Raw genomic sequence first — 23,923 nt, forward strand, 5'->3', positions numbered from 1 at the left:
CGGACCGGCCGGGTGCCCGTCCGCGAAAGCCCGCAGCACGCGCGGGATGATCCGCCCGGGGTTGCGCCCGGCTTCGGTCATGTCCAGGAGCCGGAACAGTGTTAGAACACTGTTTCTCACTCACGACCGGGCGCTGCGGTGGCCAGCACGTGGTCGCGGAACCCCGCCACCGCCGGGGTCATCGGCTCCTCCGCCCGCCACACCAGCCCGATCGTCCGGTACGGCCGCGGCTCGAGCGGCACCTCGGCCACCCCCGCCGGGGTGCCCGGCCCGAACCGCGGCAGCAGCGCCACCCCCAGCCCCGCCGCCACCAGGCCGCGCACCGTGTCCGACTCCTGCCCTTCGAACGCGATCCGCGGCGTGAAGCCCGCCGCCGCGCACAGCTCGTCGGTCAGCGTCCGGACTCCGTAGCCCTGCTCCAGCAGCACGAACTCCTCCGACGCCAGCTCCGCGACGCGCACCGAACGCCGTCCGGCGAGGTGGTGGCCCGCCGGGACCGACAGCAGGATCTCCTCGTCCACCAGGCCCGCCGAGGCCAGAGCCGGCACCGACGGCAGCGGCGCCACCAGCGCCAGGTCCAGTTCGCCGCCCGCCAGCCGGGCGACCATGTCCTGCCGCGAGCCCTGGACCAGCGTGAACCGCACCCCCGGGTACCGCGCCCGGTACCCGCGCAGCAGCGAAGGCACCAGCGACCGCCCGAGCAGGTGCAGGAAGCCCAGCACGACGTGTCCCGACTCCGGCGCCACCTCTTCGCGCGCCAGCCGGACGCCGCTCTCCACCGCCGCCAAACCGCGCTCGGCTGCTTCGGCCAGCAGTTCCGCCGCGCGCGTGAGCCGGATGCCGCGGCCGTCCGGGACCGTCAGCGGTGCCCCCAGCGCGTCGGCCAGCGCCGCGAGCCGGCGGCTGACCGTCGGCTGCGGGACGCCCAGCAGCTCGGCCGCGCGTGTGACGTTCCTCGTCTCCCGGAGGGCGGCGAGGAGCGGCAGGTGCGGCGCGACCTGCGCCGACAGCGAGTCATACGTCATCGCATCGATTCTGCCAGCCAAGTGCATTAGACGCATTGGTTAGGCCTGCTTACTTTCGAACCCGTGACTTCCACGCGCCGAGTCAAGACCGCCGTCGCCGCGGCCGGGATCTCCTCCTTCGCCCTGCTCTACGCGCCGCAGCCGGTGCTGCCCCAGCTCGCCGCGCAGTACCACCTCGACCCCGGCGGCGCGGCGCTCGCGGTCAGCGTCGCGACCGGCGCGCTCGCCATCGCCGTCCTGCCCATCGCGGCGCTGTCCGAGGTCGTCGGCCGGCGGCCGGTGATCCTGACGTCGGTGATCGCGTCCGTCGTCTTCGGGCTGCTGCTGCCGCTGATGCCGACGTACCCGGCGCTGCTCGTCCTCCGCGCGCTCCAGGGGGTCGCCATCGCGGGCTTCCCCGGCGTCGCGGCGGCCTACCTGGCCGAACGGCTCGGCCGCGCGGGCGTCGCGGCCGCCGTCGGCGCGATGATCGCGGGCAACACCATCGGCGGCATGCTCGGCAGGCTGGCCAGCGGGTTCACCGCCGGGCCGCTGGGCTGGCGCGGCGCGCTGTTCGTCGTCGCGGGCGTCGGTGCGGTGTGCTCGGCGATCACCGTCGTGACGCTGCCGCCGGGCACCCGCCCCCGCGGCGACGCGCAGCTGCGGTCGGTGGCGAAAGGCCTGGTCACGGCGTTGAGCAAACCCGTGCTGCTGGCCCAGTACGCGGTCGCGCTGCTGGCGATGGGTTCGTTCGTGGCGCTCTACAACGCGGCGGGGTTCCGGCTGACCGGCGACCCGCTGGACCTGTCGCCGGCGATCGCGTCCCTGGTGTTCCTGGCCTACGCGACGGGCTCGGTGTCGTCGGCGGCGGCCGGACGGCTGGTGGCCCGGGTCGGCCGCCGCCGGGCGCTGATCGGCGCGCTGCTGCTGACGGCGTGCGGCGCGGCGCTGACGCTGCCCGACTCGTTGCCGCTGGTGATCGCCGGCTTCCTGGTCCTGACGTGCGCGTTCTTCGCGGCGCACGCGGTCGCGAACGGCTGGGCGGCGGCCGACGCGCCGGAGAACGCGCGAGGTCAGGTGGGCGGCATGTACACGGCGACGTACTACCTGGGCAGCAGCGTCGGCGGCGCGGCGGGGGCGTGGGTGTACGGGCACGCGGGCTGGCCGTGGCTGATCGCGGTGGTGTCGGTGTGGCTGCTGGTGGCGGCGGCCGCGGTCGGCGCCGGTACGCGAGTCCGCGAAGAGCGGCGCGAGCTGGTCAACGCGGTCTGAGCGTCAAACTGCCGCCGCGACCAGCAGGCCGCCGCCCACCGGCAGCAGCGCCGGCACCAGCCGTTCGTCCTCCCGGAAAGCCCGCGCCACCTCGCGCAGCGCCAGCGTCTCCGGGTCCCGGTGCGACGGGTCGATCACCCGGCCGCCGGCCAGCACGTTGTGGAACGCGATGATCCCGCCGCGCCGCAGCAGCGAGACCCCCAGCTCATAGCACCCCGGGTACTCGATGTGCGCGGAATCGACGAACACCAGGTCGTACCCGCCCGGCGTGAGCCGCTGCAGCACGTCCAGCGCGCGGCCGATGATCAGCCGCGTGCGGCCGGGAGCGTAGCCGGCTTCGCGGAACGTCGCGCGCGCCGCACGCTGGTACTCCGGCTCGACGTCGATCGAGGTCAGGACGCCGTCCGGGGCCATGCCGCGCAGCAGGCTCAGCCCGCTCACCCCGGCCCCCGTGCCGACCTCGACGACCGCCTTCGCGCACAGCGTCGCGGCCAGGAAGCGCAAGGTCGCGCCCGCACCCGCGCTGAGCGGGGTGCAGCCCAGGTCCTCGGCCCGCGCCCGGGCCGTGGTCAGCACCTCGTCGTCGGGCAGGTACCCGTCGACGAACCCGGAATCGGCCGGTGCGGCCGCAGGGGTGGGCGTGTTCACGCACGGAGGTTAGCGTTGGTTGTCGATAAATCCGCGCAGGCTCCCTGGTAAGCACCCGGCGAGAAGTTCTCAGCCTGCTCTCAGTCCAGTCTCACTAGAACCATAAGGAGTCCGGACAGACTCAGTGAGGAACACGGGAACACCGTGCCGACGACCCGCGTTGGGTGGAGCAGACAGGAGTTACGCAGATGGAGGTGCCTGCTCCCGCGATGCAGAACGCCGTTGCCGAAAACGACGCCGACGCGGCTCAGCCCGTGTCCCTGGACGAAGCGGTCTGGACGCCGCCGTCCTGGGACGAGGTCGTGCGCGAGCACGGTGACCGCGTCTACCGGCTCGCCTACCGCCTGACCGGCAACACGCACGACGCCGAGGACCTGACGCAGGAGACCTTCATCCGGGTCTTCCGCTCGCTGGCGTCGTACAAGCCGGGCACGTTCGAGGGCTGGCTGCACCGGATCACCACCAACCTCTTCCTGGACATGGCCCGCCGCCGCTCGCGCGTGCGGATGGAGGGCCTGCCGGACGACACCGACCGCATCGTGGGCGACGACCCGAGCCCCGAGCAGGTCTACTCCGACACGCACCTGGACCCGGACCTGCAGGCGGCGCTCGACGAGCTGCCCCCGGAGTTCCGCGCCGCCGTCGTGCTGTGCGACGTCGAGGGCCTGTCGTACGAGGAGATCGGCGCGACGCTCGGGGTCAAGCTGGGCACCGTCCGCAGCCGGATCCACCGCGGGCGCCAGGCGCTGCGTGCGTCGCTCGAGCGCCGGCGCGCTTACGCACCGGAGTCTGCGAAGGTGTCGGTATGACCGCACCGCGAGGCTGGGGACTCCCCGAGTCGCACCTGATGCCGGACGCCGTGGTGGCGTTCGTCGACGGGGAGCTTTCGCACGGCGCCCGCGACCGCGCGGCGTCGCACATCACGCGCTGCGCGGCGTGCGCCGCCGAGGTGCGCGCCCAGCGCCAGACGGTGGAGGCGATCCGCCGCGCGTCGGCGCCGTCGATGTCGGCCGGGTTCCTGGCGAGCCTGCAGTCGATCCCGCAGCACACGGAGCTTCCGGGCACGCCGGACAACCTGGCGATCACGGCCGACGGCCAGCTGGTCGCCGTCCAGCGCCCGGACCGGGTGGCGGGCCTGCGCGACACGGGCGTGCTGGGTGGTGTCGCGCCGTTGGGATCGGCGGCGCCGCTGGGCCAGTCCCCGAACGTGGTCGGCGGCTTCAAGCGCCGCGCCGCGCAGGGAGCCGGCGTGGTGGTGTCCGGCCTGGTGCTGAGCGCGCTCGCCCTGGTCGGGACGACGGCGGACAGCGGTGACGGCGCGCCGGAGACCGGTGGCGGGGCGCCGCAGCAGGCGAACCTGCTGCCGGCCCAGATGGCGGTGCCGCAGCAGGTGGCGCCGGTGTCGACCCCGGTGAGCACGACGCCGGCCGCGGTGCCGGCGGGCATGCGCTGAGACTTGGTTCCCCGAAGGCCGTCATGAGGGATTCCTCGTGGCGGCCTTCGCCGTGCCCGCCGCGACGCCAGGCCAAGCAACAGCCACTTCACCGGCGGACCGGCAGACTCGGAGCACTGGGCTTGGGTATCGTCACGCCCAGCCACCTGATCTTCTGCACCGGGGAATGATGACCGAGCCGAACGTGAATCCCGAGCAGCCCGGCGCGCGCGACGCCGACCGGCTGGGTCCGCGGCCGCTCGCGCGGCCGGCCGTCGATCCAGCTCAGGCCGCCGTGTTCGGCAGGCCCACCGGCGTCGACGGCGCGTTCGACAAGCTCTACACCCCGCAGAAGTCCAATGGCGTCAGTCTCGCGCCGCCCGCGCCCGAGTCGCTGGCCGAGGCCTTCCGGCGGCCGCCCGGTGCCGAAGGCGTGCTGCTCGAACGGCCGCGGGAAGCGACGGCGGAACCGAAACCGCAGGATCCGCCCCTGTGGAACAGCACGAGCGACCCCTGGCGCGATCCCGGTGCCGGCGCCGTCCTCGCCGGGCCCGCGATGCCGGCCGAAGACGAGGAAAAGCCCGCGAAACGCCCGCCCGGCGCGTTGCTCAGCCTGCCCGAGGTGCTCTTCGGCCGCCGCGTGCAGCCGAAGGCGCTCGCGCTGCTCGGGGTCGTCGCGCTGCTCGTGGGTGCCGTCGGCGGGCTCGTCGGGTGGTGGGTCGCCGACACCGGGAACGGGCTCACCGGCTCCGCCACCATCTCCGAAGCCGAGGCCGCCAAGGAACGCCCCGCCGGCTCGGTCGCCGAGATCGCCAAGCGCGTCGCGCCCGCCGTCGTCTCGCTCGAGGTCTACAAGCCCGGCGCCGACTCCGGGGAGCAGGGCTCCGGGGTCATGATCGACCCGCAGGGCTACATCCTCACCAACGAGCACGTCATCTCCTCGGCGAGCGCCGACCCGGGCGTCAAGGTCACCGCGATCTTCATCGACGGCACCCGCACCGAGGCCAAGCTCGTCGGCTCCGACCAGAAGACCGACCTCGCGGTCGTCAAGGTCAACGTCACCAACCCGACCGTGCTGCAGATCGGCAAGTCCGCGGACCTGCAGGTCGGCGACACCGTGATGGCCATCGGCTCGCCGCTGGCGCTGCAGAACTCCGTGACCGCCGGCATCGTCAGCGCGCTGAACCGCCCGATCACCGCGGGCGGCGACAACGGCGCCCCGCCGGTCACCTACGAAGCCATCCAGACCGACGCCGCCATCAACCACGGCAACTCCGGCGGCGCGCTCGTCGACGCCACCGGCGCGCTGGTCGGGATCAACTCCTCGATCCGCTCCTCCGGCGCGGACGGCGGCAGCATCGGCATCGGCTTCGCCATCCCGAGCGACTACGCGGTCAAGATCGCGAAGGCGCTGATCAAGGACGGCAAGGTCCAGCACGCCGACATCGGCATCAACGCCTCGTCGACGGTCGCCGGCTCCTCCACCATGGGCGCGCAGGTGAAGAACGTCGCCCCCGGCGGCCCGGCCGCGAACGCGGGCATCAAGGAGGGCGACGTCATCACGAAGATCGGCGGCCGCCTGGTGCGCGACTCGGCCGAGATGACGGTCGCCGTGCGCGCCCACGACGTCGGCGAGGTCGTGCCGGTGCAACTGGCCCGCGACGGCGCGAGCTTCGTCGTCGACGTAACCCTGGCTTCCGACTGAGTTCCCGCGTTCGGCCTGCCGTCGCGCGGGCCGGGGCGGGTAACCTGGGCGGGTCGGTTCTGCAGCGGAGGTAGACGGGTGTTCGACAGTGTCGGATGGGGGGAAATCCTCGTCCTCATCATCGCCGGTCTCTTCATCCTCGGCCCGGAACGGCTTCCCGAGGCGGCGTCCTGGATGGCGAAGAGCGTGAAGAAGGTCCGCGACTTCGCCACCGGCGCGCGGGAACAGCTGCGCGAGGAGATGGGCCCGGAGTTCGACCAGCTCCGCAAGCCCCTCGAGGATTTGCGCGGCCTGCGCAACTTCGACCCGAAGCGAGTGGTGACCCAGCACCTGTTCGACGGCGACGCGGACCCGCTCGGCCTGAAGGGCATCACGAACGGCAGCCCGAACCTGAGCGGTACCAACGGTTCGAACGGGACGAACGGGACCAATGGCTCGAACGGGTACGCGGCGAGCCAGGCGAAGCAGCCGGAGCCGCTGAAGCCGGGCGAGCGCCCGCCGATCGACCCGGACGCCACGTAACTCGAGCCGGTTGTCCACAGCCCGGTCGTGCGGCGCAAGGGATGTCCGTTCCGAGAGTTTCCCTAGTCCCCGATCAAGAACCCCGAGCAGCTCACCGCTTCTCCCTACCGTCGGAAGGGGACGGCCATCCGCCGCCCACGTCGAAGGGGAGAACGATGAAACTCGGATCGCTGGGCTGCGCCGTGCTCGCGGCGAGCCTGCTGGCCTCGGGCCAAACCGCGGCCGCAGCCACAAGAACCGCCGCCTGCACCTGGAAGCCCACCGCCCTCGATGCCGGTACTTCCGTGAGCGCCGAGATCACCGCGACCGACGGCAAGGGCAACTTCGCCGGCTGGACGCTCCCCACCGACGAGTTCGGGGCCGGCCGCCGCGCCGCGTCCTGGACCGGTGGTACCTTCGCCGACCTCGGGACGGCCGGTACCGACGGCGCCGTCGTCACCGGCGAGAACCACTCGGGCGCCCCCGCGGGGACCGCGAGCTACGCGATATTCGGGACCGGTCTCTTCTTCGAAAAAGCCTTCAAAAGCGACGGCAGCACCCTCGTCCAGCTGCCCTTCCCGACGTCGGGCCGGTACACGCGCTCCGCCGCCGTCGGCATCACCGACTCCGGGGACGTCCTCGGCGTCGTGCGCAAGCAGGACGGCTCCGGCACGACCGCCGTCCGGTGGCCCGCCGGGCAGCCCGGCACCGTCACCCTGCTGACCGGCGTTCCGGCGGGTGTCGCCATGGCCGCCGTCGGCACCGACGGCTCGATCGCCTTCGCCAACGGCGACATCTGGCGTGACGGCACCACGACCCACCTCGGCACCCTGCCCGGCCTGAAGTACGCCTGGCCCGATGCCATCCGCAACGGCCGCGTCGTCGGCTACGGCGTCTACAACGGCAAGAACGTCGGCGTCTACTGGGACCAGCAGCTCGCCGCCCACGTCCTGCCGAAGTCCAGCTACAACCTCTCCAACGGCAACCCGGGCTTCTCGATCAACTCCAGCGGCCTGATCACCGGCCGCCTCGACGAGGCGAACGGCGGCAACGACGCGGCCGGCACCGGCTACGGCGTCTGGGACCAGGGCGCCTTCGTCGCGAAGTTCGGCGACCTCAAAGCCGACCTGCCCGTCGTCGTCGGCGATGACGGCACCGTGGGCGGCTACCGCTACGACTCCGCCACGCGGCACTCCACCGCCTACCTCTGGCGGTGCTCTTGAGAAGACCTCAGCGGCCGGCCGGGGTGACGTTCAGCATCATCCCGGCCAGGCCGCGGGCCTTGACCGTCAGCTTCTTCGCCGCGTCCTTCAGCACCACCGACGCCGGCGCCTCCGGCTCGGTCAGCACCAGCGGCTCACCCGCGTCGCCCTGGGCGACCATGCGCGGGTCCATCGGGACCTGGCCCAGCAGCGGCACCTCGGACCCGATCGACTTCGTCAGCGAGTCGGCCACCGTCTGGCCGCCACCCGAGCCGAAGATCTCCATGCGCTCCCCGGAAGGCGTCTCCAGCCACGACATGTTCTCGATGACCCCGGCCACTCGCTGACGCGTCTGCAGCGCGATCGCCCCCGCGCGCTCGGCCACCTCGGCCGCCGCCTGCTGGGGGGTGGTCACCACCAGGATCTCCGCGTTCGGGATCAGCTGGGCCACCGAGATCGCGATGTCGCCGGTGCCCGGCGGGAGGTCCAGCAGCAGGATGTCCAGGTCGCCCCAGAACACGTCCGCCAGGAACTGCTGCAACGCCCGGTGCAGCATCGGGCCGCGCCACACCACCGGCGTGTTGCCCGGGGTGAACATGCCGATCGAGATCACCTTCACGCCGTGGGACTGCGGCGGCATGATCATCGTGTCGACCTTGGTCGGCTTCTCGCGCGCGCCCAGCATGCGGGGGATCGAGTGGCCGTAGATGTCCGCGTCCACGACACCCACCGACAGCCCGCGCGCGGCCATCGCCGCCGCGAGGTTCACCGTGACCGACGACTTGCCGACGCCGCCCTTGCCCGACGCCACGCAGTACACCCGGGTCATCGAGCCCGGCTGCGCGAACGGGATCACCGGCTCCGCCTGGTCGCCGCGCAGGGACTTGCGCAGCTCGGTGCGCTGCTCGTCGCTCATCACGTCCAGTTCGACGCGCACGTCCACCACGCCCGGCAGCTTCGAAACCGCGTCGCGGGTGTCGTTGGTCAGCGTCGCCTTCAGCGGGCAGCCGGCCACCGTCAGGTAGATCCCGACGGTGACGACGCCGTCGTCAGCGACCGCGACGTCCTTGACCATCCCCAGGTCCGTGATGGGTTTCCGGATCTCGGGGTCTTGCACGCTCTTCAGCGCGCTGCGGACGTCGTCGACGCTGGGGAGCTGCTGCGTACTGGTCACCCCATCCATGTTACGTACCGGTAGGCGTACGGGACTTCTTGGGCTTTACGTCCAGGTCCTCCCGCAGCCGGTCGAGCTCGCTGCGCAGGTAGTCGCGCGTCGCGACTTCGCCGATCGCCAGCCGCAGCGCCGCCAGCTCCCTGGCCAGGTACTCCGTGTCCGCCTTCGTCTGCGCCGCCCGGTTGCGGTCCTCCTCCAGGGAGACGCGGTCGCGGTCGTCCTGCCGGTTCTGCGCCAGCAGGATCAGCGGCGCCGCATACGCCGCCTGCGTCGAAAACGCCAGGTTGAGCAGGATGAACGGGTACGGGTCCCACTGCAGTGACAGCGCTGTGAGGTTCAGCACGATCCAGACGATGACGATCAGCGTCTGCCAGAACAGGTACTTCCCGGTGCCCAGGAACCGGGCGATCCGCTCGGTGAAGCGGCCGAACGTGTCCGGGTCGATGTTCAGCCGGAACCGGGCTTGGCTGCGGGGCTGGTCGAGCCGCCGTCCCGAAGTCGGTTCAGGCACGGTCTTCCTCCAAGGTGTCGTGCAGCCCGGTCTCGCGCCAGTCCTCCGGCAGCAGGTGGTCGAGGACGTCGTCGACGGTCACCGCGCCGATCAGGTGGTCCTCGGTGTCGACGACCGGCCCGCAGGTCAGGTTGTAGGCCGCGAAGTACCGCGTGACCTCGGCCAGCGACGCGCCCGGTTTCAGCGGCGGCAGCCCGGTGTCCACCGCGCTGGCCACGAGTTCGGCGGGCGGCTCGCGCAGGAGCCGCTGGAAGTGGACGACGCCGACGTAGCGCCCGGTCGGCGTCGCCGTCGGCGGCCGGCAGACGAACACCATGCTGGCCAGCGCGGGCGGCAGCTCGGCGTTGCGGATGTGGGCCAGCGCCTCGGCGATCGTCGTGTCCGGGGTCAGCACCACCGGCTCCGGCGTCATGAGGCCGCCCGCGGTGTCGGAGGAGTACTCCAGCAGCCGCTTGACCGGCGCGGACTCCTCCGGCTCCATCAGCTCCAGCAGCCGGCTCTGGTCGGCCGGGGCCAGCTCGGCCAGCAGGTCGGCGGCGTCGTCGGGGTTCATCGCCTCGAGGACGTCGGCCGCGCGCTCCTCGGCCAGGTAGGCCAGCAGCTCCTTCTGGTCGTCGTCCGGCAGCTCCTCGATGACGTCGGCGAGGCGCTCGTCGTCCATCGCGTCGGCGACCTCGTGGCGGCGCTTGAGCGGCAGGTCGCGCACGGTCGCGGCGATGTCGGCCGGGCGCATCGTGTCGAACAGCATGAGCAGCTGGCCCGCCCCCTGCGGCTGCGCGCCGAGGTCGGCCAGGCCCAGCCCGGCCACCTCCGACCAGGGCAGCACCTGCATCGCCGCGCGACGGCGGCCCAGCCCGACCCGGCGTTCGCGGATGGCCAGCTTGGCGAGCACCCAGTCGCGGGTGCGGGTCGGTTCCATCCCGGCGTCGACGACGGTGATCCGCGTGTCGGACCCGGCCAGCGTCGCGTGCGCGTCGAGCAGCTGGCCGAGCACCAGGACCTCGTTGGGGCGCTGGTTGAACTGGCGCATGTTGACCGAGCCCGTGGCGAGCGTGACGGCGCTCGGCTCGATCGCGGTGACGCGCAGCATCGGCACGAAGACCCGCCGCCGCGTGGCCAGCTCGACGACGAGGCCGAGGATCCGCGGCGGCTGGGCGTCCAGGCGCAGTCCGGCGACCAGGTCGCGGACCCGGCCGATGGACTCGCCGTCCGGCCCGAAGACGGGCAAGCCGGACAGCTGAGCTGCGAAAACCCTGTTGACCGCGGCCATGCCGCTGACACTATCGGCTGGCCGCCCAGACAGCGATCTCCGGCACTGTGACGAAGGCGGGGTCGTCGCTGTCCGCGTCCTCCTCCAGCATCCAGATCCAGTTCTGCACCGCCCGCACGAGCGTCCACGCGCGCGCCTTCGAAGCGTCCAGTTCCTGCGAAGCGACGACCATCGCGAACCGTTCGTCCAGTGTGGACTCCGCGAACCGGTTCCAGAACAACGGGATGACGCCCCACTCGAGGTCGCCGGCCAGTGGCTTCGGGTCGATGACCAGCCACGGCTCCCGCGTGCCCGCCAGGACGTTCTGGAAGTGCAGGTCCTCGTTCACCAGCACCTCGCCCGCCGGGGGGCCCAGCTCGCGGCAGATCGCGACGGCGTCGTCGACCAGCCGCTTCTCGAACGGCTCGCCGAGTCCGGCCCAGCGGCGGGGGAGTTCTTCGGTCAACCGCGCCGCCTCGGCACGCAGGCTCCGGCGCAGCGCCGCCGGCGCGGGGACGGCCAACCGCCGCGCCGAGCCGCCGATGAGCGGGATCGCCGAGCGCAGCGGGAGGTCGTCGAGGGTGCGGCCGGCGTCGAGCCGTTCGAGCAGCAGCACGCCGTCGTCCGGCGCGGACTCCAGCAGCAGCACCGCACCCCGGCCGGCCCATGTGGACAGTGCGAGCGGCTCGTCGGCGGACTCTTCGTCGCGCCAGCCCAGTTTCAGCACCACCGGCGTGCCGTCGGCCAGCCGCGCGGGCTGCACCACGCCGACGTACCCGTGCATCGCCTCGCCGTCGAACGTCAGACCCCACTTCCGCGCGTACCCCGCGGCGAGGTCCGGCAGCGCCGCCAGCCACGGGACGGCGCCGGGGCCGAGCACCCGGGGCGCGCGAGCGGCGAACAGCGGCGGGACGCGGAGATCGTTCACCACCCCAGTCTGCCCGCTCGGTCCAGCGCATTTCGTCATGGTCTTCGCGGGCGTACGCTGGGTTTTCAGGGGAAAACGCAACCCCGGGAGCAGCCATGGTGGTGGAGATCCTCAGCGCCGTCGTCCTCGCGGGCGGGGTGTGGCTCGCGTCGAGCGTGCGCGTGGTGAAGCAGTACGAGCGCGGTCTGGTCTACCGGTTCGGCCGGGTGCGGTCGCGGGTCGCGGAACCCGGGCTGATGGTGCTGGTGCCGTTCGCGGACCGGCTGCAGAAGGTCAACATGCAGATCGTGACCATGCCGGTGCCCGCCCAGGACGGCATCACCCGCGACAACGTCACGGTCCGGGTCGACGCGGTCGTCTACTTCAAGGTGATCGACCCGGTCGTCGCGGCGGTCAACGTCCAGGACTACCGGTCGGCGGTCGGCCAGGTCGCGCAGACGTCGCTGCGCTCGATCATCGGCAAGAGCGACCTCGACGACCTGCTCTCCAACCGCGAGCGCCTCAACGAGGGCCTGGAGCTGATGATCGACAGCCCGGCGCTGGACTGGGGCATCCACATCGACCGCGTCGAGATCAAGGACGTCGCGCTCCCGGAGGCGATGAAGCGCTCCATGTCGCGCCAGGCCGAGGCGGAGCGGGAACGGCGTGCGCGCGTCATCTCCGCCGATGGTGAGCTGCAGGCGTCGCACAAGCTCGCGCAGGCCGCGGCGACGATGGCCGACACCCCGTCGGCGCTGCAGCTGCGGCTGCTGGAGACCGTCGTGCAGGTGTCGTCGGAGAAGAACTCGACGCTGGTGCTGCCGTTCCCGGTGGAGCTGCTGCGGTTCCTGGACGCGCAGACCCCCAAGGCGGCCGCCCCGGCTCCGGCTCCCGCGGCTCCGGAGCCGGAACTCGAGCTGCCGGAGGCCAAGCCGGAGGCGAACGGCCACGCGACGCCGTCGCCGCGCAGCCCCGGCGACGCGGTGCTGCCGGCGGACTAGTCCAGCTGGCCGTTCGCGGCCAGGATGATCAAGGTCGTGAAGAAGCTGAACCACAGCGCGAGCACGACGTAGCCGATGATCACGGCGGCCGTGGCCATGCCGCGGCCGCCCGCCTCGCCGCGGTTCGTCTTGCTCAGCGCGATGTGGCCCATCACCAGCCCGGCGATCGCCGTGATGCCGGAGCAGAAGCCGAGGATCGAGCAGACCAGCGCGCCGATCGCCAGCGCGTTGTCCTGCCGCCGCGGCGGGCCCGGCACGTACGGCGGCTGGACGTAGGGCGCCGGGCCGCCGTAGGGCTGGCCGTAGGCCGGCGGGTACGGCTGCTGGTAGACCGGTTCCCCCGGGGCGACGTACGGCGTGCCGGGGATGTGCGCGGCCGGCGTCTCGAACGACCCCGGCGGCAGCTCGGCGGGCTGCTCGGGCGTGGCCGGCTCCGGTTCCGGTGGCCCGGTGACTGTGCTGTCGCTCGCCGGCGGGTCGTAGTTCTCCGGCGTGTACGGTGCCGGATCCGCGGTCGGCGGCGGGTCGTAGGACACGGCCGGACGGTCCTTGTCCCCGGACGGGTCGGTCATGGCGGGCCCCCTCGATGCGTGCTGGACCTCAATTTAGCGGTCAGCGGAGGAGCCCGTGCGCGACGCCGAGCCGGAAGAGCAGCACGAGCGCGACCGCGTTCAGCACGATCCCGAGGTAGCCCACGACGAACGCGGCGATCGCGATGCCCCGGCCGGTGGCCTCGCCGCGGGTGGCCCGGCGGTGGGCGACGTGGCCCAGGACGATGCCCGCGAATCCCGCCGGCAGACACCCCACGGCGCCGGCGACCGAGCAGAGCAACGCCCCGGCCGCGAGTCCCGGGCCCGGCTCGCCGGGGTCCGGCGGGGGAGCGCCGGCCGGGGACCGCCTGCCGAAGGGGTCGTCCGGGTCGTACTGGTGGCTCAAGATCGGCTTCCTCCGCGCGGGACTCTACGGCCGGGAGCGTGAGCGCCCTCATAGCAGGGTTGGGGGATTGGGGTCATACTCACCGGTAACCCAGCGCCGGGAGCCGGCGTCGCAATCGGAAAGGGAGCCGTGATGGCCCGTCTCGCCCAGACCGCCGGCCTCACCGACGTGCAGTCGGAGATCCTCGCGACCGTCCGCTCGTTCGTGGACAAGGAGGTCATCCCGCACGCGCAGGAGCTCGAGCACTCCGACACCTACCCGGCGGACATCGTCGAGGGCATGAAGGAGATGGGCCTGTTCGGGATCACCATCCCGGAGGAGTACGGCGGGCTCGGCGAGTCGCTGCTGACCTACGCGCTGGTCGTGGAGGAGATCGCGCGCGGCTGGATGAGCGTGTCCGGCGTGATCAACACCCACTTCATCGTGGCGCACATGATCTCCCGCCACGGCACCGAAGCGCAGAAGCAGCACTTCCTGCCGCGGATGGCGACCGGCGAGGTGCGCGGCTCGTTCTCGATGTCGGAGCCGGACCTCGGCTCGGACGTCGCGGCGATCAAGACGAAGGCGAAGAAGACCGACGACGGCTACGTCATCGACGGCTCCAAGATGTGGCTGACCAACGGCGGCTCGTCCAACCTGATCGCGCTGCTGGTGAAGACGGACGAGGGCGCCGAGAAGGCCCACCAGAACCTCACGACGTTCCTCGTGGAGAAGCCGGAGGGCTTCGGCGAGGTGGCGCCGGGCCTGACCATCCCCGGCAAGATCGACAAGATGGGCTACAAGGGCGTCGACACGACCGAAGCGGTCTTCGACGGCTTCAAGATCGGCGCGGACATGGTCTTGGGCGAGGCGCCGGGCAAGGGCTTCGCGTACATGATGGACGGTGTCGAGGTCGGCCGCGTGAACGTCGCGGCGCGGGCGTGCGGCATCGCGATCCGCGCGTTCGAGCTGGCGGTCGAGTACGCCCAGCAGCGCAAGACGTTCGGCAAGGCGATCGCCGAGCACCAGGCCGTGGCGTTCAAGCTGGCCGAGATGGCGACGAAGGTCGAGGCGGCCCACCTGATGATGGTGAACGCGGCCCGGTTGAAGGACTCGGGCGAGCGCAACGACGTCGAGGCGGGGATGGCGAAGCTGATCGCTTCGGAGTACTGCGCGGAGGTCACGCAGGACGCGTTCCGCATCCACGGCGGTTACGGGTACTCGAAGGAGTACGAGATCGAGCGGCTGATGCGCGAGGCGCCGTTCCTGCTGATCGGCGAGGGCACGAGCGAGATCCAGAAGACGATCATCTCCCGCGGTCTGCTGCGGGAGTACAAGTCGCGGTCCTGACGCGATCCGGGGCCGATTGTCGATACGACGACAATCGGCTCCGGCCTTTCGGGGTAAGCGGCTCGCACGGTCCGGGCGTTCTTGACAAGATGGACGCCCAGACCCACGAGTGCGCAGGTGATGATGGTGAGTAGTCCCTTCGGCGGGAGCCGGGCGCCCGGCAACCTGCCTCGGCTGCCGACCCCGCCGACCGGCTGGCCGATCGGGTCGTACGCGACCTACGGCGAGGCGCAGCAGGCCGTCGACTTCCTCGCGGACAGCGAGTTCGCCGTCTCCGACGTCACGATCGTCGGGGTCGACCTGATGCTCGTCGAACGGGTCATCGGGAAGCTGTCCTGGGGCCGCGTGCTCGGCACCGGTGCGGTGTCCGGCGCCTGGTTCGGCCTGTTCGCCGGGCTGCTGCTCGGCTTGTTCGTCAACCAGGGCTTCGCGCTGCAGCTGCTGACCGGGCTCGTGCTCGGCGTCCTGTCGGGGCTGATGTTCGCCGCCATCGGGTACAGCATGTCGCGCGGGCGGCGGGACTTCTCCTCGGCGAGCCAGCTCGTCGCCGGCCGCTACGACGTCCTGTGCCAGCCGCGCACGGCCGAACAGGGCCGCGAGCTGCTCGCCAAGCTGGCCCTCAAACCACCTCCGGCGACGACCTGAAAAAAGCCGCCATTATCAGGGGAAAATCACAGTTCGAGCTGCAGTGGGCTGAATCGTTACCGATACTGCTTGCGGGGTGTGATCGCCCGGCATAAGTTGTCCGACACCAGTCGGGCGGCCTCGCCCTACCAGCGCGGCGGCCCGAGCACTAGCACGTCGGGGTGCTGGCGCGGTTCGCCTCATCGCGTCGTGGTGCCCACCGGGCACCGCGGTATCCGGCGTGCACGCGGGTGAGGAGGCCTGATGGGGAAGAGGATCGGCGCGGGCAAACGGGGGCGCTCGCCCGGCCGTACCGCGGTCCTGCTGGGGGCAGGGGCTTTGGTGACCGGCATGCTGGCCGGTTGCGGATCGGGCGGCGGGCTGAAGATCAACGTCTACTACGCGCCGGAGGACAGCTTCCAGAAAGTCGTCGACAACTGCAACAAGGCGGCGAACGGGAAGTACGAGATCGTCTACAACAAGCTGCAGCGCGGCGCGGACGACCAGCGCCTGCAGATGGCGAGGCGGCTCGCCGCGGGTGACACCGCGATGGACGTCCTCGGGCTCGACGTGACCTGGGTTTCGGAGTTCGCCGAAGCCGGCTGGGTCGAGGAGTGGAAGGACCAGAACAAGGCGGCCGCCACCGAAGGCGTCCTGCAGGGACCGCTGGAAACGGCGACCTACGACGGGAAGCTCTACGCGGCCACGAAGAACACCAACGTCCAGCTGCTCTGGTACGACGACCGGATCACGCCCACGCCGCCCAAGACGTGGGAAGAGATGATCGCCAAGTCCAAGGAGCTCAAGGCGCAGGGCAAGCCCTACAGCATCGTGTTCACCGGCGCGCAGTACGAAGGCCTCGTCGTCTTCTACAACACGCTCGTGGAGTCGATGGGCGGGCACATCCTGTCCGACGACGGCAAGAGCGTCGTCCTGGACGACGGCGCGGTGCAGGCGCTCGCGCTGCTGAAGCAGATCGCGTCCTCGGGCATCACCGATGCCTCGCTGACCAACTCGAAGGAGGACGACGTCCGCCAGACGTTCCAGCGCGGGGACGCCGCGTTCGAGCTCAACTGGCCGTTCGTCTACGCCTCCTACGCCAAGGAAAAGCCGCAGGACGTCTCGCACTTCAAGTGGGCCGTCTACCCCGAGGCGAAGGCCGGCACGCCGGCCAAGACCACGATCGGCGGCTACGACCTCGGCGTCAGCTCGCTGTCGCAGCACAAGCCCGAAGCGTTCGAAGCGGCGCTGTGCCTGCGCAACGCGGAGAACCAGAAGTTCTCGGCGATCAACGACGGCGTCCCGCCGACCATCGAATCGGTGTACCACAACGACACCCCGCTCGACCCGTCCAAGCCGGCGAGCGCCGACAACCCGAACATGGCGCTGAAGTACCCGATGCGCGATTCGATCATCGACGCCATCAAGGACTCCGCGGTGCGGCCGCTGACCCCGGCGTACCAGAACATGTCGACCGTGATGTCGAAAGTCCTTTCCCCGCCGGGTGAAATCGACCCGCAGGCCACCGCGGCGAAGCTGCGCGAGCAGCTCAACGACGCGCTCCAGTCGAAGGGAGTGATCCCGTGACCGTCCAGGACCCGACCACGGCGGGAGCCACCGCGGCACCGGAACCCGTGTCGCACAAGAAGAAGGGCAAGCCCGCCCTCTCCGAAGGGAAGAAGGCCGAGCGGCGGCTCGGGCTGTGGCTGTGCGCGCCCGCGTTCGTCGTGATGATCGCGGTCACCGGCTACCCGATCGTCTACTCCATCTGGCTGTCGCTGCAGCGGTACGACCTGCGCTTCCCGGCGCAGCAGGAGTTCGTCGGCTTCGACAACTACGGGGCCGTGCTGTCCAATTCGTACTGGTGGACGGCGTTCGGCACGACGATGTTCCTGACCGTCGTGTCGGTGGCCATCGAGTTCGTGCTCGGCATGGCGCTGGCGCTGATCATGCACCGGACGCTCGTCGGCCGCGGCCTCGTCCGCACCGTCGCGCTGATCCCGTACGGCATCGTCACGGTCGTCGCGGCGTTCTCGTGGTACTACGCGTGGACGCCGAAGACCGGCTACCTGGCCAACTGGCTGGCCGCGGACGCGGCGCCGCTGACCGACCAGTGGCCGTCGATGTTCATCATCATCGGCGCCGAGGTGTGGAAGACCACGCCGTTCATGGCGCTGCTGCTGATGGCCGGCCTCGCGCTGGTGCCGGACGACCTGCTCAAGGCCGCGGCGATGGACGGCGCGAGCGCGTGGCAGCGGTTCACGAAGGTGATGCTGCCGGTGATGAAGCCGGCGATCCTGGTGGCGCTGCTGTTCCGCACGCTCGACGCGTTCCGGATCTTCGACAACATCTACGTGCTCACCGGCGGCGCGCAGGACACCGGCTCGGTGTCCATGCAGACCTACGACAACCTGGTCAAGGGCCTCAACCTCGGGATCGGGTCGACGATGGCGGTGCTGATCTTCATCACCGTGGCGATCATCGCCTTCATCTTCATCAAGGTGTTCGGCACGGCCGCACCTGGCTCGGACGACGGGGGTAAGCGCTGATGGTGATGGGAACCGTCACGACGGGCCGCAAAGTTCGCTGGGGCCTGGTCGACATCCTCGTGCTGGTGTTCGCGCTGGTGCCGGTGCTCTGGGTCGTTTCGCTGTCGTTCAAGACCAAGGACACGCTGACCGACGGGTCGTTCATCCCGCAGTCGTGGACCTGGCAGAACTACGCGGACATCTTCCAGACCTCGGAGTTCCTGCTGGCGCTGGTGAACTCGATCGGCATCGCGATCATCTCGACCGTGATCGCGGTGGTGCTGGGCACGATGGCCGCGTACGCGATCGCGCGGCTGGAGTTCCCCGGCAAGCAGCTGCTCGTCGGGCTCTCGCTGCTGATCGCGATGTTCCCGCAGGTGTCGCTGGTGACCCCGCTGTTCAACATCGAGCGGAACCTGGCGCTGTTCGACACCTGGCCGGGCCTGATCCTGCCCTACATCACGTTCGCCCTGCCGCTGTCGATCTACACGCTGTCGGCGTTCTTCCGCGAAATCCCGTGGGAGCTGGAAAAGGCGGCGAAGATGGACGGCGCGACGCCGGCCCAGGCGTTCCGGAAGGTGATCGCGCCGCTGGCCGCGCCGGGCGTGTTCACCACCGCGATCCTGGTGTTCATCTTCTGCTGGAACGACTTCCTGTTCGCCATCTCGCTGACGTCGACCACGGCGTCGCGCACGGTGCCGGCGGCGTTGTCGTTCTTCACCGGGTCCTCGCAGTTCGAGGACCCGACCGGGCAGGTGAGCGCGGCCGCGGTCGTGATCACCATCCCGATCATTGTGTTCGTGTTGTTCTTCCAGCGTCGCATCGTGGCGGGGCTGACCTCCGGTGCGGTGAAGGGGTAGTCATGGCTGAAATCGTCCTCGACAAGGTGTCGAAGAAGTACCCCGACGGCGCGCTCGCGGTGTCCGAAGTGGACATCACCATCGCCGACGGCGAGTTCATCATCCTGGTCGGCCCGTCCGGCTGCGGGAAGTCGACGACGCTGAACATGGTGGCGGGCCTGGAGGACATCTCCTCCGGCGAGCTGCGCATCGACGGCAAGCGCGTCAACGAGAAGGCCCCCAAGGACCGCGACATCGCGATGGTGTTCCAGTCCTACGCGCTCTACCCGCACATGAGCGTCCGGGAGAACATGGCGTTCCCGCTGCGGCTGGCGAAGGTCGACGACAAGACGGTCCGGGCGAAGGTCGAGGAGGCGGCGCAGATCCTCGACCTGACCCAGCACCTCGACCGCAAGCCGGCCAACCTCTCCGGTGGCCAGCGGCAGCGCGTCGCGATGGGCCGGGCGATCGTCCGCAGCCCCAAGGCGTTCCTGATGGACGAGCCACTGTCCAACCTGGACGCCAAGCTGCGCGGGCAGATGCGGACGTCGGTGTCGAAGATCCAGAAGCAGCTCGGCACGACGACGCTGTACGTCACGCACGACCAGACCGAAGCCATGACCCTGGGCGACCGGGTCGTGGTGCTGCGCGGCGGGTACGTGCAGCAGATCGGCGCACCGCAGTTCCTCTACGACAACCCGGCGAACCTGTTCGTGGCCGGGTTCATCGGCTCGCCGTCGATGAACTTCGTGCCGGCGACGCTGGAGAACAACGAGCTGCGCAGCGCGCTGGGCACGACACCGCTGACGGACCGCGTCCGGCAGCTGGTGGAGAAGGCCAACGCGCCGCGTGAGCTGATCGTCGGCATCCGGCCGGAGCACTTCGAGGACGCGGCGCTGGTCGAGGCCGGTCAGAAGGCGGGCGGCGCCACGTTCACCGCGCACATCGACGTGCTGGAGTCGATGGGCTCGGAGAAGTTCGCCCACTTCACGCTGGAGGGCGACGTGGCGACGTCCGAGGAGCTGGCGGAGCTGGCCGCGGACAGCGGCTCGTCCGACGTCCCGGGCGCGGAGTCCCAGATCGTGGCCCGGCTGTCGGCGGAGTCGTCCGCGGCGGAGAACGCGGACCTCGAAGTCTGGTACGACGCGGACAAGATCAAGCTGTTCGACCCCGCGAACGGCAAGAACCTCACCTACGAGGACTGACCGCGAGCCCGTGAAGGCCTCCTTTCCGGCGAAAGGAGGCCTTCACGGCGTTTCAGAGGTGCCGGGTGGGGCGGTAGACGAGTTCCTGGGTGCCGCCGTCGAGCGTCCGGCTCTCCAGGAGCTCGAGGTCGAAGGCTTCCGCGCCCGCGAAGACCGGGGCGTCCCCGAACTTGCCGCTGAGCACCGGGAACAGCGTGACCTGGAGGCGGTCGACGAGCCCGGCGGCCAGCAGCGCCCGGTTCAGCGAAAGGCTGCCGTGCGAGCGCAACGGCACGTCGGACTCCTCCTTGAGGCGGGCGACGACGTCGACCGCGTCGCCGCTCACGACGGTCGCGTCGGGCCAGTCCAGCGGGCCGTGGAGCGTGCTCGAGATGACCGTGGCCGGCAGGCTCCGCATCCGGCGGACCCACGCGTCGCCCGCCTCGTCGTCGCCGGGCAGTTCCACGTTCCTCCGGAAGGTGGTGGCGCCGAAGACCATCCGCTGGTCGTCGCGGTACTGCGCGAGGCGGTGGGCGAGCAGTTCGGGACCTTGCTTGCCCCAGTAACCGCCCCAGTCGCCGTAGTGGCTGCCGAAGCCGTCGAGGCTGGCGAAGACGTCGAAGGTGTAGGTCGCGGTCATGCGGGGCTCCGTATCGGTTCGGGTGCTGTCACTGGGACTACGAACCGGCCGGCGGCGATTCGACATCCGCCCGCGAAAAAGTTCCTACGGAGTCGGAAGCACCGGGAAGATCGCGTTCGCCGCGGCGCGTGCCTGGGCGCAGGTGCCGTCGCCGGCGGTGCCCGCCGTCTCGACCACACTGAGCTCCGCCAGTTCGCGGCGGCCCGGCAGGCCCGGCGCCGGCTGCGTCGTGTCCACCAGACAGAACGCGCCCGCGACGCGCACCCGGGCTTCCCGGCCGCCCAGTGTCTCGGGCGGGGCGGCCGGCTCGTCGGTCTCCACAGTCAGCTTGAGGCTCACCTTGCCGCGGATGCAGCTGTGCCCGGACAGTCCCGTCGCCGGCCGGCTGCCCTTGCCCGCGACCGCTTCGAGGTCGGGGTTGTCCAGCAGCACGCACGGCGCCACCTGGCCCCACGAGCGGTCCGGGAACTTCAGCCGCCCGACCTTGCCCGCGGTGATGGCGGTCAGCGCCGAGCCGACCGCCGCGTCCGCGACGCCGCAGCGCGCGGCCTGGTCGTCGCCGGTGTCGGTGACCGACAGGTCGAGCCGGTTGCCGTCGGCGAAGGTGATCGCGCGGGTGCAGGTGCTGTGGTCGTTGAACATCGACTGCTGGACCGCGACGCCGTCCGGCACGGGCCCGGGGTAGGCGTAGGGCCGGATGTTCGGGTCGGAGTCGAAGGCCAGCGGCCCCATGAGGATCGTGCGCGCGCCGACGTCGGCCCGGCAGGTCTCGAAGGTCGGGATCGCGACGGCGCCGGGCGCGACGGCGGGCACGTCGAGCAGGCTGCAGTAGTCGACGGTGGCGTAGTCCCCGAGCGCGGCGGAGGCGGTCAGCGGCGTCGGCCCGGACGACTGCTGCGGAGCGGCCTGGGTCGTCGCGCACCCGGCGGTGAGCAGGGCGCAGACCATCGCGACGACCAAGTGTTTCGGACGCGGGTACACGGTGAGCCAGTATCACCGCATCGGGCGGAAAAACCAGCCCTGACGGGGACATCTCTCAGTATTTTCCCAGCCTCGGACGGAGAACGCGCAGGTCATCGGAGTACGGCTCGGTTTCCGGGGTTTCGCGTGGCCGTCCGAACGTTTTTCGCTTTTACCGTCCCCTAAGGGAGCGATCCTTCCCGCGGGCGATGCGGAAGCGGGTACTCCGGTGGTGAAGTGGAGATATCGGAACTTCGAGGAAAGGGAAAAACGATGAGCGCACCGGTCACCCGACGGCTGTCCCGTCCCCGCTACGGCCGCATGATCGGCGGCGTGTGCGCGGGTCTCGCCCAGAGGTGGGGCATGAAGACGAGCACCGTGCGGCTGCTGGCCGTGCTGTCGTGCCTGCTGCCCGGGCCGCAGTTCGTGGCGTACCTGATCCTGTGGGCGATCATCCCGTCCGAGTGACGGCGGTGAGGAACCCGAGCCAGGACGACGGGGCGAAGGTGAGGTGCGGGCCGGAAGGGTCTTTCGAGTCCCGCACCGCCACGGCGGGCGAGGTGAGGGAGACTTCGACGCAAGCGGTGTTTTCGCCTTGGCTGTAGCTGCTCTTGAACCAGGTCGCCTCGTTCAGGTCCACAGCCCCACCTCAAGCGCTCATTTCGTTGGCCAGCGCGAAAACGAGATCCCTCGACTCGCCTTCGCCGAGGGCCATCCTACTCAGCTTGCGGAACTGGCGGATGAGCTCGGCGACCTGGGTCTGCTTGACCAGCTGCAGGTGGCCGCCCGCGTGGTCCACGTAGCCGAGATCGCTGATGGTGTCCTCCGGGAACCGCAGCACCGAAAACGCACCCCGTAGCCCCGGGTGCACTCCGATCGCGGCCGACAGCACCTGCACCTGCACATTGCCGAGCTCGGAGAGCTCGACAATGTGCAGCATCTGCGCCACGAGGGCGCTGGGTTTCGCGATGCGGCGGCGAAGGGCTACCTCATCGATGATCGCGTGGAGCTGAAGCGGCTCTTCGCTGTGAAGCCGCTTCGCGCGGTGCATGCGCACGTTGAGGTTCCGGTTGCGCTCGCGAGTACCGCTCTCGGCGAAGAAAGCGGCCGCGTAGTCCTCGGTCTGCAGCAGGCCCGGCACCGTCGCCAGCTCGAAGTTGCGGACCGAAACCGCCTCCGCCTCGAGTGCCGGGTAGCTGTTGACCGACACCCCCTCGATCCGGTTCTGGTTGGGCCGCTTCGCCTCGCGCGCGATGTCGACCACCCGCACCAGATCGTCCTCGGGCAGCCGGTACAGCTCCGCCATCGCCCGCGCGTGCAGCGGGTGGATCGCGCCCTGGCCCTTCTCCATCCGCGAGAGCGTGCTCTTGGAGATGTCCAGGTCGCCGCCCGCTTGTTCCAGCGTCAACCCGGCTTTCTCCCGCCAGGCCTTCAGCTCCCGTCCGAGCTGCAACCGCCTGATCGCCGGAACGCTGTAGTACGCCACCGCACCTCCCCGTCGCCATGATCGCGCGGGGTGCAGTGTCCGGGCGGGAGGGCGGCGCCGGGATCCCGCGCCGATCACCCCATCAGGGGCGCCAGCAGGACATCGCCCGGTCGATCTCCTGCTCGTCGAGCGGTGGGCGGGGCAGCTTCGAGGGCTTGCCGGGCTCCGCGCGGAGGCCGTCGAGCAGCATGCCGAGGCTGCGGCGCCACAGGTCCGGGTCGACCGCGCACGTGAACTCGACCACCGAGCCGACCATCATGTGCACGAGCGCCATGTCCGAGGGGGCGAAGTCCGCCCGCAGCCCCCCGGCGTCCTGCGCCCGCTCGATGAGCTGTGTGATCAACGGCACCATGCGGGCTTTCTCTTCGGCGACGTGCTCGTGACCGAACTTGTTGGACAGCATGATCTCGCGCAGCCCGCGGTCGGCGGAGTGCATCTCGGCCGCTTTCCAGGTGAAGTCGACGAACGCCTGCCACGGGTCCTCGGCCTTCAGCGCTTCCACGGCGAGGTCGCCGATCTCTTCCATCCGCTCGGCGAACATGGCCTCGACCAGGTGTTCCTTACTGGGGAACCGGCGGTAGACCGTGCCGACGCCGAGGCCGGCGTGGTGGGCGATGTCGTCCAGCGTGGCCTCGAGCCCCCGCAGGCCGAACACCTCGCGGGCCGACGCCAGGATGCGGCGGCGATTGAGTTCGGCGTCGCGCCGCAGCGGCCGCGCCGGTGCGGCGGGACCAGCGTCCCGTGTCATCCCGTCAGTCTAACTCACAAAGTAGAGGCACCTTCTCCGGTTT

Annotated in this window: 27 protein-coding genes; 14 read left to right on the forward strand and 13 right to left on the reverse strand. The window is 70.6% G+C overall.

The window, feature by feature from the left end; genetic code table 11:
• Positions 1-116: 116 nt before the first annotated feature.
• Entirely contained in the window at positions 117-1,025 is a 909-nt protein-coding gene (locus tag ACWEVP_RS38770; protein WP_452067561.1) for a LysR family transcriptional regulator, read from the reverse strand.
• A 63-nt stretch (positions 1,026-1,088) separates the two neighbouring features.
• On the opposite strand from ACWEVP_RS38770, the gene ACWEVP_RS38775 reads away from it, so the two are divergent.
• Positions 1,089-2,276, forward strand: coding sequence for an MFS transporter (locus tag ACWEVP_RS38775; protein ID WP_452067562.1), 1,188 nt, complete (start codon positions 1,089-1,091; stop codon positions 2,274-2,276).
• Between the two features lie 3 nt (positions 2,277-2,279).
• On the opposite strand, the gene ACWEVP_RS38780 is transcribed toward ACWEVP_RS38775, so the two are convergent.
• The gene (locus ACWEVP_RS38780) at positions 2,280-2,924 is read right to left on the reverse strand and encodes an O-methyltransferase (RefSeq protein WP_452067563.1); all 645 of its coding nucleotides are present in this window, start codon (positions 2,922-2,924) and stop codon (positions 2,280-2,282) included.
• Between the two features lie 209 nt (positions 2,925-3,133).
• Here ACWEVP_RS38780 and sigE point away from each other — a divergent pair, with 209 nt between their 5' ends.
• The 5 genes from sigE to ACWEVP_RS38805 all read left to right on the forward strand — a co-directional run bounded on the left by sigE (position 3,134) and on the right by ACWEVP_RS38805 (position 7,785).
• Positions 3,134-3,733, forward strand: coding sequence for an RNA polymerase sigma factor SigE (gene sigE / locus ACWEVP_RS38785; protein ID WP_452067703.1), 600 nt, complete (start codon positions 3,134-3,136; stop codon positions 3,731-3,733).
• Positions 3,730-4,377, forward strand: coding sequence for an anti-sigma factor family protein (locus tag ACWEVP_RS38790; RefSeq protein WP_452067564.1), 648 nt, complete (start codon positions 3,730-3,732; stop codon positions 4,375-4,377). The genes sigE and ACWEVP_RS38790 overlap by 4 nt, the downstream gene beginning before the upstream one ends.
• Positions 4,378-4,543: 166 nt before the next feature.
• Positions 4,544-6,061 carry a trypsin-like peptidase domain-containing protein gene (locus ACWEVP_RS38795; RefSeq protein ID WP_452067565.1) on the forward strand — a complete coding sequence of 506 codons (1,518 nt, stop codon included), beginning with the start codon at positions 4,544-4,546 and terminating at the stop codon, positions 6,059-6,061.
• A gap of 78 nt (positions 6,062-6,139) precedes the next feature.
• A complete protein-coding gene (tatB, locus tag ACWEVP_RS38800) occupies positions 6,140-6,583 on the forward strand; it encodes a Sec-independent protein translocase protein TatB (protein ID WP_452067566.1) in 444 nt (147 codons plus the stop codon).
• 155 nt (positions 6,584-6,738) lie between these two features.
• A complete protein-coding gene (locus ACWEVP_RS38805) occupies positions 6,739-7,785 on the forward strand; it encodes a hypothetical protein (protein ID WP_452067567.1) in 1,047 nt (348 codons plus the stop codon).
• 7 nt (positions 7,786-7,792) lie between these two features.
• On the opposite strand, the gene ACWEVP_RS38810 is transcribed toward ACWEVP_RS38805, so the two are convergent.
• The 4 genes from ACWEVP_RS38810 to ACWEVP_RS38825 are packed head-to-tail and all read right to left on the reverse strand — an operon-like array spanning position 7,793 to position 11,629.
• On the reverse strand, positions 7,793-8,938 hold the full coding sequence (locus tag ACWEVP_RS38810) for an Mrp/NBP35 family ATP-binding protein (protein WP_452067568.1): 1,146 nt from the start codon (positions 8,936-8,938) through the stop codon (positions 7,793-7,795).
• Between the two features lie 10 nt (positions 8,939-8,948).
• Positions 8,949-9,449 (reverse strand): DUF1003 domain-containing protein, encoded by a 501-nt coding sequence (locus tag ACWEVP_RS38815; RefSeq protein ID WP_364459917.1) that lies wholly within the window; start codon positions 9,447-9,449, stop codon positions 8,949-8,951.
• Positions 9,442-10,719 carry a magnesium transporter MgtE N-terminal domain-containing protein gene (locus ACWEVP_RS38820; protein WP_364459914.1) on the reverse strand — a complete coding sequence of 426 codons (1,278 nt, stop codon included), beginning with the start codon at positions 10,717-10,719 and terminating at the stop codon, positions 9,442-9,444. Before ACWEVP_RS38820 ends, ACWEVP_RS38815 begins: the two co-directional genes overlap by 8 nt.
• A 10-nt stretch (positions 10,720-10,729) precedes the next feature.
• Positions 10,730-11,629 (reverse strand): aminoglycoside phosphotransferase family protein, encoded by a 900-nt coding sequence (locus tag ACWEVP_RS38825; protein ID WP_452067569.1) that lies wholly within the window; start codon positions 11,627-11,629, stop codon positions 10,730-10,732.
• A 92-nt stretch (positions 11,630-11,721) separates the two neighbouring features.
• On the opposite strand from ACWEVP_RS38825, the gene ACWEVP_RS38830 reads away from it, so the two are divergent.
• The gene (locus ACWEVP_RS38830) at positions 11,722-12,606 is read left to right on the forward strand and encodes a slipin family protein (protein WP_452067570.1); all 885 of its coding nucleotides are present in this window, start codon (positions 11,722-11,724) and stop codon (positions 12,604-12,606) included.
• Here the strand turns inward: ACWEVP_RS38830 and ACWEVP_RS38835 are convergent.
• Positions 12,603-13,178 (reverse strand): DUF4190 domain-containing protein, encoded by a 576-nt coding sequence (locus tag ACWEVP_RS38835; protein ID WP_452067571.1) that lies wholly within the window; start codon positions 13,176-13,178, stop codon positions 12,603-12,605. The two genes, ACWEVP_RS38830 and ACWEVP_RS38835, sit on opposite strands and share 4 nt — an antisense overlap.
• A gap of 40 nt (positions 13,179-13,218) precedes the next feature.
• On the reverse strand, positions 13,219-13,542 hold the full coding sequence (locus ACWEVP_RS38840) for a DUF4190 domain-containing protein (protein ID WP_452067572.1): 324 nt from the start codon (positions 13,540-13,542) through the stop codon (positions 13,219-13,221).
• Positions 13,543-13,674: 132 nt separating this feature from the next.
• Between ACWEVP_RS38840 and ACWEVP_RS38845 the strand changes: the two genes are divergently transcribed.
• From ACWEVP_RS38845 to ACWEVP_RS38870, 6 genes are all read left to right on the forward strand, one after another.
• A complete protein-coding gene (locus ACWEVP_RS38845) occupies positions 13,675-14,871 on the forward strand; it encodes an acyl-CoA dehydrogenase family protein (protein WP_452067573.1) in 1,197 nt (398 codons plus the stop codon).
• A gap of 120 nt (positions 14,872-14,991) precedes the next feature.
• On the forward strand, positions 14,992-15,516 hold the full coding sequence (locus ACWEVP_RS38850) for a general stress protein (protein WP_372672246.1): 525 nt from the start codon (positions 14,992-14,994) through the stop codon (positions 15,514-15,516).
• A gap of 243 nt (positions 15,517-15,759) precedes the next feature.
• Positions 15,760-17,082 carry an ABC transporter substrate-binding protein gene (locus ACWEVP_RS38855; protein WP_452067574.1) on the forward strand — a complete coding sequence of 441 codons (1,323 nt, stop codon included), beginning with the start codon at positions 15,760-15,762 and terminating at the stop codon, positions 17,080-17,082.
• Positions 17,079-18,044 carry a carbohydrate ABC transporter permease gene (locus ACWEVP_RS38860; RefSeq protein ID WP_452067575.1) on the forward strand — a complete coding sequence of 322 codons (966 nt, stop codon included), beginning with the start codon at positions 17,079-17,081 and terminating at the stop codon, positions 18,042-18,044. Before ACWEVP_RS38855 ends, ACWEVP_RS38860 begins: the two co-directional genes overlap by 4 nt.
• Positions 18,044-18,883 (forward strand): carbohydrate ABC transporter permease, encoded by an 840-nt coding sequence (locus ACWEVP_RS38865; protein ID WP_400538335.1) that lies wholly within the window; start codon positions 18,044-18,046, stop codon positions 18,881-18,883. The genes ACWEVP_RS38860 and ACWEVP_RS38865 overlap by 1 nt, the downstream gene beginning before the upstream one ends.
• Positions 18,884-18,885: 2 nt before the next feature.
• Positions 18,886-20,067 (forward strand): ABC transporter ATP-binding protein, encoded by a 1,182-nt coding sequence (locus ACWEVP_RS38870; RefSeq protein WP_452067576.1) that lies wholly within the window; start codon positions 18,886-18,888, stop codon positions 20,065-20,067.
• Positions 20,068-20,119: 52 nt separating this feature from the next.
• Here the strand turns inward: ACWEVP_RS38870 and ACWEVP_RS38875 are convergent, their stop codons facing one another.
• The gene (locus tag ACWEVP_RS38875) at positions 20,120-20,686 is read right to left on the reverse strand and encodes a dihydrofolate reductase family protein (RefSeq protein WP_452067577.1); all 567 of its coding nucleotides are present in this window, start codon (positions 20,684-20,686) and stop codon (positions 20,120-20,122) included.
• Between the two features lie 84 nt (positions 20,687-20,770).
• The gene (locus ACWEVP_RS38880; RefSeq protein ID WP_452067704.1) at positions 20,771-21,634 is read right to left on the reverse strand and encodes a hypothetical protein; all 864 of its coding nucleotides are present in this window, start codon (positions 21,632-21,634) and stop codon (positions 20,771-20,773) included.
• Between the two features lie 285 nt (positions 21,635-21,919).
• On the opposite strand from ACWEVP_RS38880, the gene ACWEVP_RS38885 reads away from it, so the two are divergent.
• Complete coding sequence (locus tag ACWEVP_RS38885) at positions 21,920-22,114, forward strand: PspC domain-containing protein (protein ID WP_400900053.1); 195 nt, start codon at positions 21,920-21,922, stop codon at positions 22,112-22,114.
• Here ACWEVP_RS38885 and ACWEVP_RS38890 read toward each other — a convergent pair.
• The 3 genes from ACWEVP_RS38890 to ACWEVP_RS38900 all read right to left on the reverse strand — a co-directional run bounded on the left by ACWEVP_RS38890 (position 22,098) and on the right by ACWEVP_RS38900 (position 23,880).
• Entirely contained in the window at positions 22,098-22,286 is a 189-nt protein-coding gene (locus ACWEVP_RS38890) for a DUF397 domain-containing protein (RefSeq protein WP_452067578.1), read from the reverse strand. The genes ACWEVP_RS38885 and ACWEVP_RS38890 overlap by 17 nt on opposite strands.
• A 9-nt stretch (positions 22,287-22,295) precedes the next feature.
• Positions 22,296-23,132, reverse strand: a complete 837-nt coding sequence (locus ACWEVP_RS38895) for a helix-turn-helix domain-containing protein (RefSeq protein ID WP_452067579.1) — start codon at positions 23,130-23,132, stop codon at positions 22,296-22,298.
• A gap of 82 nt (positions 23,133-23,214) precedes the next feature.
• Positions 23,215-23,880 carry a TetR/AcrR family transcriptional regulator gene (locus ACWEVP_RS38900; RefSeq protein ID WP_452067580.1) on the reverse strand — a complete coding sequence of 222 codons (666 nt, stop codon included), beginning with the start codon at positions 23,878-23,880 and terminating at the stop codon, positions 23,215-23,217.
• Positions 23,881-23,923: the final 43 nt, after the last annotated feature.

It is taken from the genome of Amycolatopsis sp. NPDC003865 (assembly GCF_053605345.1).